We start from the raw sequence: 13,593 nt of genomic DNA on the forward strand, positions 1-13,593 counted from the left end.
CGGCGCGCTTTCCAATGAATTATTTACTGCGGCGAATACGTTTTTTGACATCACTTGCATGACACACCGGTCACCCGCAAACAGATTCCTCACCGCAAGTCGGCATGGTACATTTATCGGAAGAATTTTGCAGACGGCAGGGACAACTACATAAAAATGAACAGGGGAAGTCAGATGGCATTTTTCAATGCAAGGTGTTTTTCACGTTCGTTCACCCTCGGCATTCATGCACTACTGATCGCCGCGAACGGCCTGATTTCAGCACCGGCAGTGGCCCAGGATACAAGTGGATTCAGCGTGCCATATGACGCAACCTTGTTTACGCAGCAGGCGGCGACCAAAGGCGTTGTGCTGATGTCTGCCGACTGGAGCAGACACTGGGGCTGCGGCCGCTACGAGAATGCGCAACTGCAATTCCTGGCGTTCGATAAAAACGGTGTGCAGAAAGCATCCGCCGACGGGCAATGGGATGTCATGATCAAGGATGGATCGATTTTGCCGTCGAAGAAGAATTACGGAAATTATGCCTATATCATCGAACCCGGCGAATATTTACTGACCGGCTTCCGCATCAAACTCGGCAAGTCTGTCAGCAATGTCGGCAACTTTTACGGCGACCGCAAGAACATGCTGGAAAACGGCAAATCGAAGGGCGGCAGCTTTACCGTTGCAGCGGGAGAAATCGTCTACATCGGACATTTCAGTCTCGATTGCGCCAAGGCGCCGATGCCCTGGCGCTTCTATCCCGAGACCCGCGACGATTTCGACAAGTATCTGGATGAGATCGGGCAGGAATATCCGGGCATCGAAAAGAACAAGGTGCAATTCCGCTTATTCGATACCCAGATCATGGGATATCCGTTCAGCTTACCTTGATAGGGGACGAAGCTGTCACCAATAAAAAAAGGCCGGTATCGCTACCGGCCTTTTTCAATCTGATGTGCTCCTGCTCAGCGCGCAAAGAACGCAATCACGCCATACACAAAACCGGCAAACGGGCCGACCACGACAATCGTGACCAGCAGCACTTCGGCCAGCACGTAGGCGATGGCGCCGGCGGCGATGCTCGACAGATAGGCTGTCGCATCGAGCGCGCCCGGCACGAACAGGTTGATCAGCGCCAGCACGATGGCGGCGATGCCGAGGCCGACGATGACGCGGAATTTGGTCGGACGGTAGGGGTTCAGCCAGCGGAATGCCGGCGCGGCGGTTTGCGAATTGGGAGACAAGCTGTTGGATGTAGTCATGGCAGTACCGGATTCAGACAGAAAACAGATAGAACAGATTAAAGCGGCGGCGTCATTTCATACGTCGAATAAAACGCCGGACAGACGATCATGGTCGCCATTATAAGCCTTTGCGGCGTATCGACAAAGACGGCCGGCCGTGACGTACTGTCAAGTTAATCAGAACAAAGGACTGTCTTCAGAGGCAGTACAGCAAAAAATGTTGCTGAGTTTGCAATCGATATCGCTTGCACCAGAGGCCAAATAACTGTCGTCCTGACGAACGTCAGGACCCAGCGTCGTATCGACCGTCTTTACGACGTTTTACGACACTGGATCCCCGCGTTCGCCGGGACGACGGCAGGAGACGAAACAGCATTGCCGTCGCCGATTCGCGCTTTGTTTAAGCGCTTCTGATCAGCACCGGCTCTTGCGTTTTTTGCAATGCCGCGCCCATGTCCAGATCGGCGCCGAAGTCATCCACCTGCACCGTAATGTTGCCGTAGTGGGCGAAGTCGTCCAGCACCACCCGCTCGTCGGCGCTGATCAGGCCTTGCTCCATCGCGCGCGCATTCCAGCGCCGCATCTCGATCAGGCTTTGCGGTACGGGCGGCAAGACGCCTTCCTTGATGGATGGCTTGAGGCGCGTTTCGATTTCATGCACTTGCGGGAGCAAATTGAAGGCGCGCTCGCCGCTGCCCAAGGGATCCGTCCCGGCGTCGGGCTGGTAAATGTCCGCCACCAGACGGTCGCGCGACGCGCCCGGGGTCTGCATCGCCACGGCGACTTCGCTCGCCAGCCGGTCCGACGGTTTGCGATACGACAGACCGAGCGGGAACATCCAGATGCGCAAGGCCAGCGCGATGAAGGGATTGGGGAAGTTGTCGAGCACTTCGAGCATGGCTTCCTGCGCGCGGTACAGCGCGTCCTGCACCGACCATTCCAGATACGGCAGGTCGTTGCGCTGGCGGCCGTCGTCTTCATAACGCTTGAGCGTGGCGGAGATCAGGTACAGCTGCGACAACACGTCGCCCAGCCGCGCTGAAATACGCTCGCGGAATTTGAGCGAGCCGCCCAGCACCAGCATCGACACATCCGTCAGCAACGAGAAACAAGCCGACATGCGCGACACGGCGCGGTAGTAGACGCGCGTCTCTTCCGCTGCCTGGGCCGGCGCGCCGGCCAGCAAACCCGCGCTCAGGCCGAAAACCAGCGAGCGCGCCATGTTGGCGGCGACGAAGCTCAGATGGCCGAAGAAGGCCTTGTCGAAATCTTCCAGCGCGCGATCATGGTCAGGATCGTTGGCCGCCGCCATTTCCTTGAGCACGTAGGGATGGCAGCGAATCGCGCCCTGCCCGAAAATAATCAGGCAGCGCGTCAGGATGTTGGCGCCTTCGACCGTGATGGCGATCGGGATCTGCTGATACACGCGCGCCAGGAAATTACCCGGCCCCATGCAGATGCCCTTGCCGCCGATGACGTCCATGCCGTCGTTGACGACGATGCGGCCGCGTTCGGTGACGTGGTATTTGGAGATCGCCGAAATCACCGACGGCTTCTCGCCCGCATCGACGGCCAGCGAGGACATGCGGCGCGTCGCATCCATCATGTAGAGATTGCCGCCCATGCGCGCCAGCGCTTCCTGTATGCCTTCGAACTTGCCGATGGCGATCTTGAATTGCCGGCGCATGGCGGCGTAGGCGCTGGTGCCGCGCACCGCCATCTTGGAAAAACCGACGCTGGACGACGGCAGCGAAATGGCGCGGCCGGCGGCCAGACATTCCATCAGCATGCGCCAGCCCTTGCCGACCTGCGCCTGCCCGCCGATGACCCAGTCGAGCGGGATGAAGACATTCTCGCCCGAGGTCGGGCCGTTCTGGAACACGGCGTTCAGCGGCCAGTGGCGGCGACCGGTGACGACGCCCGGATGCTTGGTCGGAATCAGCGCGCAGGTGATGCCCGGTTCTGCACTGCCGCCCAGCAGATGGTCGGGATCGAGCGCGCGGAACGCCAGGCCGAGCACGGTGGCGACCGGCGCCAGCGTGATGTAGCGCTTGTTCCAGGTGACGCGGAAGCCCAGCACTTCGCGGCCTTCGTGCATGCCCTTGCAGACGATGCCGACATCGGGAATCGCCGCCGCGTCGGAACCGGCATAGGGGCTGGTCAGGGCGAAGCAGGGAATTTCCTCGCCGCGCGCCAGGCGCGGCAGGTAGTGGTTCTTCTGTTCTTCGGTGCCGTAGTGCAGCAGCAATTCCGCCGGTCCCAGCGAGTTGGGCACCATCACCGAAATCGCCGCGACCGAACAGCGCGACGACAGCTTCATGATCACCTGCGAATGCATGTAGGCGGAGAACTGCTTGCCGCCGTATTGCCTGGGAATGATCATGCCGAGGAAGCCCTTGTCCTTGACGAATTGCCAGGCTTCGGGCTGCAGGTCTTGCCAGGCGACGGTGGTGTCCCAATCGCTGACCATGGCGCACAGTTGCGTGACTTCGTTGTCGAGGAAGGATTGCTCTTCCGCCGTCAGTGTCGGCGGCGGCAGCTGCATGAGCTTGTTCCAGTCGGGCTTGCCGGAGAACAGGTCGGCATCCCACCAGACCGTGCCAGCTTCGATGGCGTCGCGCTCGGTGTCGGACATGCTGGGCAAAATCTTGCGGAAGACATCCAGCGCCGGCCGCGTGATCAGGGTCTGGCGTATCGACTTGATGGCGATCAGCAAGGTCGGCACGCACAGCAGAATCGCCAGCAGCACGCAGACCACGGCGTTGGCCTGGTCGGTGACGCCGCCTATCCATATCCAGGCCAGTTCGGCCACCAGCCAGGTCCACGCGCCGACACGCATCATCATCAATGCCAGGGCGCCCGCTACGAAAACAATGAGCCACAAAATCATGAGAGTCTCCCGTTCGAAATTGCTGTTATCTGCGTGACAACACTGCAACATGCAAAGTGCAAAGTGCAGGCTTCACGCTGCTTATGATGCAAAGAACGATGCAAACGAGGATGCGGTAAGAACGCTCAGTCCCGGGCATGCCAGGCACTGAGCGTATTGAGATCTTCCCACAGAAGTTGCGATTGTGAAAACCCTCGCACCAGTTCCATGTGCGATGTTTGCCGCTTCCTTCCTGCGCTTATCCTTGATGACCGCATTTCTCCGCAGAAATTCATTCTTTCCCGGTTTCCGGCGATCTGGATGTGCGGAAACCATCCCGCCGGGCCCGCGTCCATTACAATCTCGCTTAATCCGCTTATTCAGCAGAAACTCGGCAGAACTTCAGCAGCAATCAAGGAAACGATCATGAAATGGGAAGGCAATCGCGAAAGCGACAACGTGGAAGACCGCCGCGGTGAAGACAGTAGCGGCGGAGGCGGCGGTTTCTCCTTCGGCGGCGGCCGCTCGATCGGGCTGGGCGGCATCGCGGTGGCGCTGGTGGCGTCCTACTTCCTCGGCATCAATCCGCTGACCGTCATCAACATGCTCAGCGGCGGTGGCGGCCAGGTGGCTCCCGTGCAGCATTCGGCGCCGGCGCACAAGCCGCCGCCGGACGATCAGATGGCGCGCTTCGTCTCGACCGTGCTGGCCGATACCGAAGACACCTGGGGCGAAATCTTCAAGGCCGGCGGTGCGACTTACGTTCGTCCGAAGCTGGTGCTGTTCTCCGGCAGCACGCCGACCGCCTGCGGCACCGGCCAGACCGCCACCGGCCCGTTCTACTGTCCCGGCGACCAGAAAGTCTATATCGACCTGAGCTTCTACAAGTTGATGCAGCAGCGTTTCAACGTCACCGGCAATTTTGCGCAAGCCTACGTGATCGCGCATGAAGTCGGCCATCACGTACAAAACCTGCTCGGCATTTCCGGGAAGGTCGACAAGGCCCGCCGCAACATGTCGGAGAAACAGTCGAACGCGCTGTCGGTGCGGCTGGAACTGCAGGCCGATTGTTTTGCCGGCGTCTGGGCCTACCACGCCAATGAGGCGCGCCACATCATCGAGCAAGGCGACATCGAAGGCGCGCTCAACGCCGCTTCGGCCATCGGCGACGATGCGCTGCAACGGCAGGCGCGCGGCGAAGTGGTGCCGGACTCGTTTACGCACGGCACCTCGGCGCAGCGCGTGAACTGGTTCAAGCGCGGCATCACGCAAGGCAAGGTCAGCGCCTGCAATACCTTCGAAGCCAAGACGCTTTAAGAGCGGGACATCCATGCATATTTCCTACTGGTGCATTCTGGTCGCCGGCCTGCTGCCGATGCTGACGGTTGCGGTCGCCAAATACGGCAAAAGGGATTTCGACAATTCCGAACCGCGCGCCTGGCTGGACAAGCAGACCGGCCTGCGCCGCCGCGCCGATTATGCGCACCGCAATCATTTCGAGGCGCTGCCCTTCTTTGCCGCCGCCGTGCTTGTCGCCCAGCAGACCGGCGCCGCGCAGCAATGGATCGACGGCCTGGCGATGGCTTTCATCGCTGCCCGCCTGATCTACACTGCGCTTTATCTGAACGACTTGCCGAGCCTGCGCTCGCTGTCGTGGACCGTCGGCTATGCCTGCGTGATCGGCTTGTTTGCCGTTTCCGCCCTACACTCTTGATATTCCATCCGCCATGAGCAACGCCAGCATCCAAAACCTGCACGACGCCCTCAACGCCCTGCGCGACGGCGACATCAACGTCGCCGCTTTCTGCACCGCCTGGCGCGCGCAGAGCGACTTGCTCAAGCGCCTGCCGCCGCGCTACGAAGAAGTCGCCGAAGACCTGCTCGGCCGCCTGGAAGCAGGCAGCCTGTTTACCGAAGAAAGCTGTTCCTTCAGCCAGGAAGACCTGCTGAATAATCTGGCCGTGTGGTTGCACAAGGCTGAGAAGACGCTGGTTTGATTTTTTGAGTTTTGAAGTCTGTTATTGATATTGAAGTACCCACGATAAGGTTGATATGCAACACCTGGAATTCCAACTGCAAGGCCCCTACGTTGAACTGAACCAGTTGCTGAAGCTGGTCGGACTGTGCGACAGCGGCGGCGCCGGCAAAGCCATCGTCGCCGACGGTCACGTCAAGGTCGACGGCAAACAGGAGCTGCGCAAGACCTGCAAGATCACCGCCGGCCAGACCGTGGCGCTGGGCGACGTGCGTATCCGCGTGCTGGCAGAATGAGCGCGACGGAAAATATCGACGCCATCCTGGCGTTCTGGTTCGGCGCCGACGGCAGCGGAACCGATACCGATGTCGCTACCATCGCTGCCCGCCAGTCGGCGTCGTGGTGGGGCAAGGACGCCGCCGTCGACCGGGACATCCAATCGCGCTTTGAAGCCGACCTGCTGGCCGCGGCCGACAACCAGCGCGACGACTGGGCCGACACGCCGCAAGGCATGCTGGCGCTGATCCTGCTGCTGGACCAGTTCTCCCGCAACATGTACCGCGATACCGCCAAGGCCTTCGCCTTCGACGCGCTGGCCCAGCAATGTTGCCATCTCGGGCTGGCGCAGGGTTTCGACCAGCAACTGTCGCTGCTGCAACGCGTTTTCTTCTACCTGCCGCTGGAGCATTCCGAAGACCTCGACGATCAGGAATATGCGGTGCAACTGTTCCGCGCGCTGGCCAAACAGGGCGCCAAGGACGATCCGGCCGGCAAGGCCAGTTTCGACAACTACCTGAAATACGCCGACCGGCATCACGCCATCATCGAACGCTTCGGCCGCTTCCCGCATCGCAACGCCATTCTCGGCCGGCCTTCCACTGCCGAAGAAACCGCGTTCCTGAAAGAGCCGGATTCGTCCTTCTGACATTCTTCTGTCGCTCCCACGCCTGCCCTCGCCTTGAATATCGACATTATCGACATTCAAGGCGAAATATCACCAAGAGGCATCAGCAAAAATTTTAGGTAGCGGAGAAATTGCGCCTTGCCGCCCTGATAGCGCACGGCGGCATGTTTTTGGCTGCTGAAATTCCCTCACAATCGAGGCTTTTTTACATGAACACGCCATGCGATTCCATGTGAACGAAGTCCGCCGACAATCCCCTCAACACGGTTTCACCCTCATTGAAGTCTTGGTCGCTATCGTCATCCTGACGCTGGGTGCAAGCGGTGTCGCCGCGATGCAATTGCACGCTTTGCGCATGGCGCAGCAAAGCGGTTTTCAAACGGCGGCAACCCAACTCGCCGTCACGCTGGCCGAACTCATGCGCGCCAATCCTGCACTGGCGCGCTCCGGCAGCAGCCCCTATCTGTTTGCCTACGACGCAAGCGCAAGCTCGGCCACCACATCGGCTTCCTGCCTGCAACACGCCTGCGACAGCGTCGCCATGGCTGCTGTGGAAGTGCAAGGCTGGCAACAGCAATTGCAGCAGGCGTTGCCGCGCGCCAGGGCGGTGGTTTGCCGCGACGGCAAACCGGCAACGGCGGACAGGCTGCAATGGTCCTGCGATCATGCCGGCGATGCCGCCATCGTGATCAAGATAGGCTGGTCCGCCAGGGAGGCATCGCCGTCGGCGGATACCCTTGTGCCGGCGGAATCGGCGCCCATGATTGCCGTCGCCGTCGCCATCTGAATGCGATACGCCTGCCACCACCCACATCTGCCGCATCTGCCTCGATGCCGGCAAACAGGCCTGAGCCTGATCGAACTGATGATCGCCATGGCGCTCGGCATGGGTGTTGCGCTGGCCTCGCTGGCATTGCTCAACGCTGCGAAATCCAGCTATGTGGCGGTCCATGACGGCGCGCTGGTGCAGGACACGGGCCGCTATGCGATCGACGTGCTGAGCCGCGCCATCCGGCAAGCCAACTTCGTCCCTTATGACCATCCGGCATTCACGGATTTCGCATCGCTCGACATGCGCTTGCTTGCTCCCGGCATCGCCGGACTGGACAACGCCAGACTGGGCGATCAGACGGACGCTCTCACCCGACCGATAGAGAACACTGCCAACTACAACAGCGATGTGCTCGCGATCCGTTATTTCGGTTCCGGCGCCGGCAACAAGGCCGACGGCAGCATCCTCAATTGCGCCGGCTTCGCCGTGGCGGCGCCTGCCGATGCAACGGCGATCGCCACGTCCACCGAGGCGGAGAAGAAACGCGGCTGGAGCATTTTTTACGTCGCCGCCGACAGCCGCGGCGAACCGGAATTGCGCTGCAAATACCTCACCAGAAGAAACAGCTGGGATGCCGAACCCATCGCGCGCGGCGTCGAAGCCTTCCAGGTGCTGTACGGCATCGGCGACCGCATCGACGGCCCCGTCACGCAATACCGCCATGCCTCGCACATGACGGAGCAACAATGGCGGCAAGTCGTCGCGGTGCGCATCGCCATGCTGGTGCGCGGCGAACAGCACAGCGGCAATGACGCGCCGAAAGCAGCATACGAACTCTTCGGCCCGGCCTATCGCAACAGCCTCGATCCCGGCGTCGTCATCACCGAACTCAAACAGCCGCACAGGATGCGCAAACTGTTCCAGACCACCGTTCGCCTGCGCAACGTGACGCCATGATGAAACACCATCGCCAGTCCGGCGCGTCCCTGCTGATCGCTCTGGTCATGCTGGTCGTGGTCATGCTGCTGGGCGTCACGGCGGCGCGCATGTCGCTGACGAATGAAAAATCCTCACGCAGCGATCGCGACCGGCAGATCGCCTTTGAAGCGGCAGAGGCCGCCTTGCGCGATGCGGAGCTGGATGCTTCCGGTCCCCGGGGACGAATCGATGCGTTTCCGGAATTGCGCGGCGCCTGCCATGAAAGCGGCGCGTCCACAGGACTTTGCCGTGCCGGCGCTACGCCGCTCTGGAGCGCATTCAGCATGCTGGCGCCGACGCCCTGGGTGGAATACGGCCGCTATTCGGGACAGCATTTCCCCTACGGCGCAGCGTCGCTGGCCTCGCGGCCGCCGCGCTATCTGGTCGAACTGATTGCGGTCGGCAAGCCGGGCTCTGCTGCTGCGCCCGTGCTGCAACGCTTGCGCATCACCGCAGTGGGCTTCGGCACGCGAGAAAGCACGCAAGTCGTCCTGCAATCCATCTACGCCATCGACACCGACCCCGAGCGCGCGAGCAAGCGGCCCGTCAGGCTCAGCTGGCGCGAACTCGGCAACTGGCAGGAAACCTCCCGCACCACACCATGAAAGAAAGCCTGATCCCCATGACATCGCGCCTGCGCGGCTTCACCCTGATCGAACTGATGTGCGTCGTCAGCATCATTGGCCTCCTCTCGCTGGCGGCCTATCCGTCCTACCGCGGCGTCATCCTCAAGGGCAAACGGGCCGAGGCCCGCGCCGCGCTCATGCAGGCCATGCAGCAGCAAGAGCGTTTCTTTTCCCGCTACAACAGCTATCAGGCCTATACCGCCGGCGATGCAGGCGTGTTCATCTGGCATTCCGCCGGCACGGCGGCAGGCAGCGGCTATCAGATCAGCGCGGCGGCCTGTCCCGGCGACCTCATCCGCCATTGCGTGCTGCTGTCGGCAACGCCAGGCGGCCCGCAAGTCGACATCCGTTTCCGGGATGAGATCTGCGGCACGCTGACCCTCAACAGTCTCGGCGAAAGAAGCGCCGCCGGCTTGCCGGCCGCATCGGCGCCGGCGGCGTGCTGGTGAAAGGAGCTACGCGACATGCCCGCCCATCCAGTCCGCCATAAGGGCTTCACCCTGCCCGAATTGCTGGTCGTGCTCTCCATCGTCGGCATCCTGCTGGCCGCCGGCGTTCCCAGCTTTCGCTCCTACCTGCAAACCCAGCAAGTCGTCACGGCATCGAGCCAGTTCCTGTTTGCACTGAACCTGGCGCGCAGCGAAGCCATCCAGCGCAGCGCGCGCGTCGACCTGGCGCCGCGCGACGGCCTGCACTGGGAGAACGGCTGGGTAGTGTTCGTCAACAAGAACGGCGACAGTCGCCCGCAGTTCGATGCCGGCGACGAGCTGATCTACAGCCACGACGATCTCGCGACCGGCTTGCAAGTCGCCACCACGCTGAGCGACAAGTCTTATCCCTACATCGCTTACAATGGCAACGGCAGACCGCGCAGCAATCTCAATGCGCTGACGTCGCAGTGGGGCTCCTGGCAGTTTTCGCTCAACGGCAAGGCAAGAGTCGTGCGCCTCACCCTCGCCGGCCGCGCCCGCCTGTGCAATCCGTCCGACGACGCCGGTTGCCGGTTCAGCGGCAGCAGCACTGGTGTCAGCACCGGCGCCGGTACCGAGACGGAAAGCAACTGACCACGATCACCAATCCAGACAACGCAACCATTTAACGTGTCCACCAACTTGTCCCTCTATTCCATCGATATCGACAGCGACCGGCAAGCCATGACGCTGGCGCTGGAGCAAGCCGCACTCGGCATGTTCACCACCACCCCCAATCCGCGCGTCGGTTGCGTGATCGTCAAGGACCGCCGCATCATCGGCGCCGGCTACACCCAGCCGCCCGGCGGCAACCACGCCGAAATCCAGGCCATGAAAGATGCGCAGGAACGCGGCAACGATGTGCGCGGCGCCACCGCCTACGTCACGCTGGAACCCTGCAGCCACTTCGGCCGCACGCCGCCCTGCGCCGATGCCCTGGTCAAGGCCGGGCTCGGCAAGGTGGTCTCCGCCATGACCGATCCCAACCCGCTGGTCGCCGGCAAAGGCCTGGAAAAACTGCAGGCCGCCGGCATCGCCGTGGTCTCCGGCCTGCTGCAGGAGGCCGCTTATGAAATGAACATCGGCTTCTTCAAACGCATGCAGCACGGCACGCCGTGGATACGCATGAAATCGGCCGCCAGCCTCGACGGCAAGACCGCCCTGCACAACGGCAAAAGCCAGTGGATCACCGGACAGGCGGCGCGCGACGACGGTCATTTCTGGCGTGCGCGCGCCTGCGCCATCGTCACCGGCATCGGTACCGTCAAGGACGACAACCCGCAGTTGAACGTACGCGCAGTCGACACGCCGCGCCAGCCGCGCCGCATCGTCATCGACAGCAAGCTGGCCGTCTCGCCTGCCGCCAACATCCTGGCCGGCGGCGGCACCTGGGTATTCACCGCCAGCGAAGACCGCGCAAAAATTTCCGCATTGGAAGATCAGGGAACCGAAGTTATCGTCCTGCCCAATGCCAATAACAAGGTCGACCTGCCGCGCATGATTGCCGAACTGGGCAAACGCCAGCTCAACGAAGTCCACATCGAAGCCGGCTCCAAACTCAGCGGCTCCCTGATTCGCGAAGGCTGCGTGGACGAACTGCTGCTGTATTTCGCGCCCACCCTGCTCGGCGACGGCCGCGGCATGTTCGACCTGCCGGCGCTGGAGGATCTGTCCGGCAAGATCCCGCTGCGCTTCCACGACGTCAAGCAAATCGGCGAAGATTTGCGTATCCTTGCACGATTCCGTTAATTTATCTGGGCTTCAACATGTTTACAGGCATCGTCGCCGCTGTCGGCAAAATCACTTCCGTTCAACCCCTGGGCAACACCGCCGACGCCGGCGTGCGCCTCGACATCGATGCCGGCGCGCTGCCGATGGACGACGTCGCGCTGGGTGATTCGATTGCCCTCAACGGCGCCTGCATGACCGTGGTCGAAAAGACCGCCAAAGGCTTCACCGTCGACGTCTCGCGCGAAAGCCTCAACCTCACCGCCGGTCTCGATGCCGCCGGCGAAGTCAACCTGGAAAAAGCCCTGACCCTGGCCGAACGCCTCGGCGGCCATCTGGTGTCCGGCCACGTCGACGGCCTCGGCGTGGTGCGCAAGTTCGAACCGGTCGGCGAATCCTGGGAACTGATCGTCGAAGCGCCGGCGGCGCTCGGCAAGTACCTGGCCTACAAAGGCTCGATCGTCGTCAACGGCGTCTCGCTCACCGTCAACCGCGTGGAAGACGTCGCCGGCGGCTGCCGCTTCTCCATCAACCTGATCCCGCACACGATCCAGGTCACCACGCTCAAGCACCTGAAGGTCGACAGCAAGGTCAATCTGGAAATCGATCTGATTGCGCGTTATGTCGAGCGCATGCTGTCCGCCGCCAAGTAATTCCCATCAAATGAATCCGGACAGGCTGCGGTCTGTCCGGCTACATCCTCTTTTTCCGCTCGCTCCTGCTGCTCCCTGCCCTCATTACCTTCTGCAGGGTTGAAAATACAGACCCCGTCTCCACATAGCTCATAGTTCCACAAAGCAAGAATCCGCATTTAGACGACCGGTCTAATTTTAAGGTATGATGAAACTCAGTCGCGATGCCGCGATCCGGATTTCCAGGCTTCCGTTTTAAAGACAGTGATACCCCCACTGTCTTTTTCATTTTCAAAAAAGGATATGTTCATGACATCTTTATTCGATCCCATCAAGTTCGGCGACATCGCCCTTGCCAATCGCGTCGTCATGGCGCCGCTGACACGCAGCCGCGCTATCGACGGCCTCAAGCCCGGTCCAATGACGGTCGATTATTATCGCCAGCGCGCGACTGCCGGCCTGATCATTGCGGAAGCGACCCAGATCTCGCCGATGGCCCAGGGCTATATCGGCACGCCGGGCATTCATTCCGAAGAACAAGTCGCCGCATGGCGCGAAGTCACCAATGCCGTGCATGCAGCCGGCGGCAAGATCGTGCTGCAACTGTGGCACGTCGGCCGTATCTCGCACAGCTCGTTGCTGCCGGACGGCGCAGCGCCGGTTTCCTCGACCAACCGCGCCGCCAACGCCAAGACCTTCACCGCCGACGGCTATTCCGACGTGTCGACGCCGCGTGCGCTGCGCGACGACGAACTGCCGGGCCTGGTGGAAGACTATCGCAAGGCTGCACGCAATGCGATCGAAGCCGGCTTCGACGGCGTTGAAGTGCATGCCGCCAATACGTATCTGCTGGAGCAATTCCTGCGCGACAGCGTCAACGACCGCAGCGGTCCTTACGGCGGCAGCATTCAGAACCGCGCGCGCCTGCTGATCGAAGTGATGCAAGCCGTCACCAAGGAAATCGGCGGCGGCCGCACCGGCATTCGCCTGAGCCCGATGACCACCTTCAACGACACCGCACTCGACAGCGCGCCGCAAGCGCTCTACAACTATGTGGTGGAACAGATCGCACCGCTGGGTCTGGCTTACCTGCACGTGGTCGAAGGTGAAACCGGCGGCGTACGCCAGCCGGCCGGCACCAGCTTCGACTACGCCGTGCTGCGCAGCCGCTTCCCGGGCGCCTTCCTCGTCAACAACGGCTTTAGCGGCAGCGAAGCGCAATCGGTGCTGAGCGACAAGCTGGTCGATGCCGTGGCGTTCGGTCGTTTGTTCATCGCCAATCCGGATCTGGTGCGTCGTTTGCGCGAATCCAAGCCGCTCAATACGCTGCGCGAAGAAGGCATGTACGGCGGCGGCGCGGAAGGCTATATCGACTATCCTGCGCTGCCTGCATAAGAAGCCTCAGGCGTA

16 protein-coding genes are annotated in these 13,593 nt (G+C 61.5%); 14 read left to right on the forward strand and 2 right to left on the reverse strand.

The window, feature by feature from the left end; translation table 11 throughout:
* Window positions 1-54: 54 nt before the first annotated feature.
* Complete coding sequence (locus AKL25_RS12335; protein ID WP_157050614.1) at window positions 55-876, forward strand: hypothetical protein; 822 nt, start codon at window positions 55-57, stop codon at window positions 874-876.
* Window positions 877-950: 74 nt separating this feature from the next.
* Here the strand turns inward: AKL25_RS12335 and AKL25_RS12340 are convergent, their stop codons facing one another.
* The gene (locus AKL25_RS12340; RefSeq protein ID WP_050477956.1) at window positions 951-1,247 is read right to left on the reverse strand and encodes a hypothetical protein; all 297 of its coding nucleotides are present in this window, start codon (window positions 1,245-1,247) and stop codon (window positions 951-953) included.
* Between the two features lie 382 nt (window positions 1,248-1,629).
* Entirely contained in the window at window positions 1,630-4,119 is a 2,490-nt protein-coding gene (locus AKL25_RS12345) for an acyl-CoA dehydrogenase (protein ID WP_050477957.1), read from the reverse strand.
* A 405-nt stretch (window positions 4,120-4,524) separates the two neighbouring features.
* Here AKL25_RS12345 and ypfJ point away from each other — a divergent pair, with 405 nt between their 5' ends.
* The 13 genes from ypfJ (at window position 4,525) to AKL25_RS12410 (ending at window position 13,578) form a co-directional block, all read left to right on the forward strand.
* Complete coding sequence (gene ypfJ / locus AKL25_RS12350; RefSeq protein ID WP_050477958.1) at window positions 4,525-5,415, forward strand: KPN_02809 family neutral zinc metallopeptidase; 891 nt, start codon at window positions 4,525-4,527, stop codon at window positions 5,413-5,415.
* Between the two features lie 13 nt (window positions 5,416-5,428).
* Window positions 5,429-5,812: an MAPEG family protein gene (locus AKL25_RS12355; RefSeq protein ID WP_050477959.1), complete on the forward strand. Its 384-nt coding sequence runs from the start codon at window positions 5,429-5,431 to the stop codon at window positions 5,810-5,812.
* Window positions 5,813-5,825: 13 nt separating this feature from the next.
* Window positions 5,826-6,095, forward strand: a complete 270-nt coding sequence (locus tag AKL25_RS12360) for a hypothetical protein (RefSeq protein ID WP_050477960.1) — start codon at window positions 5,826-5,828, stop codon at window positions 6,093-6,095.
* A gap of 55 nt (window positions 6,096-6,150) precedes the next feature.
* The gene (locus tag AKL25_RS12365; RefSeq protein ID WP_050477961.1) at window positions 6,151-6,369 is read left to right on the forward strand and encodes an RNA-binding S4 domain-containing protein; all 219 of its coding nucleotides are present in this window, start codon (window positions 6,151-6,153) and stop codon (window positions 6,367-6,369) included.
* The gene (locus AKL25_RS12370) at window positions 6,366-6,998 is read left to right on the forward strand and encodes a DUF924 family protein (protein WP_050477962.1); all 633 of its coding nucleotides are present in this window, start codon (window positions 6,366-6,368) and stop codon (window positions 6,996-6,998) included. The genes AKL25_RS12365 and AKL25_RS12370 overlap by 4 nt, the downstream gene beginning before the upstream one ends.
* Window positions 6,999-7,197: 199 nt before the next feature.
* Complete coding sequence (gene pilV / locus AKL25_RS12375) at window positions 7,198-7,764, forward strand: type IV pilus modification protein PilV (RefSeq protein WP_083444673.1); 567 nt, start codon at window positions 7,198-7,200, stop codon at window positions 7,762-7,764.
* Window positions 7,765-8,706, forward strand: coding sequence for a PilW family protein (locus AKL25_RS12380; protein ID WP_083444674.1), 942 nt, complete (start codon window positions 7,765-7,767; stop codon window positions 8,704-8,706). It begins immediately after the preceding gene.
* A complete protein-coding gene (locus tag AKL25_RS12385) occupies window positions 8,703-9,332 on the forward strand; it encodes a pilus assembly PilX family protein (protein WP_050477965.1) in 630 nt (209 codons plus the stop codon). The genes AKL25_RS12380 and AKL25_RS12385 overlap by 4 nt, the downstream gene beginning before the upstream one ends.
* Window positions 9,329-9,802: a type IV pilin protein gene (locus AKL25_RS12390; protein ID WP_050477966.1), complete on the forward strand. Its 474-nt coding sequence runs from the start codon at window positions 9,329-9,331 to the stop codon at window positions 9,800-9,802. The genes AKL25_RS12385 and AKL25_RS12390 overlap by 4 nt, the downstream gene beginning before the upstream one ends.
* 15 nt (window positions 9,803-9,817) lie before the next feature.
* Entirely contained in the window at window positions 9,818-10,417 is a 600-nt protein-coding gene (locus AKL25_RS12395; RefSeq protein WP_050477967.1) for a GspH/FimT family pseudopilin, read from the forward strand.
* Window positions 10,418-10,453: 36 nt separating this feature from the next.
* Window positions 10,454-11,572, forward strand: coding sequence for a bifunctional diaminohydroxyphosphoribosylaminopyrimidine deaminase/5-amino-6-(5-phosphoribosylamino)uracil reductase RibD (gene ribD, locus AKL25_RS12400; protein WP_276203012.1), 1,119 nt, complete (start codon window positions 10,454-10,456; stop codon window positions 11,570-11,572).
* 17 nt (window positions 11,573-11,589) lie between these two features.
* The gene (locus AKL25_RS12405; RefSeq protein WP_050477968.1) at window positions 11,590-12,204 is read left to right on the forward strand and encodes a riboflavin synthase; all 615 of its coding nucleotides are present in this window, start codon (window positions 11,590-11,592) and stop codon (window positions 12,202-12,204) included.
* Window positions 12,205-12,492: 288 nt separating this feature from the next.
* The gene (locus tag AKL25_RS12410) at window positions 12,493-13,578 is read left to right on the forward strand and encodes an alkene reductase (RefSeq protein WP_050478001.1); all 1,086 of its coding nucleotides are present in this window, start codon (window positions 12,493-12,495) and stop codon (window positions 13,576-13,578) included.
* The last annotated feature ends 15 nt before the right edge of the window (window positions 13,579-13,593 follow it).

The organism is Herbaspirillum rhizosphaerae, assembly GCF_001189965.1.
Classification (GTDB): Bacteria; Pseudomonadota; Gammaproteobacteria; order Burkholderiales; family Burkholderiaceae_D; genus Herbaspirillum; species Herbaspirillum rhizosphaerae.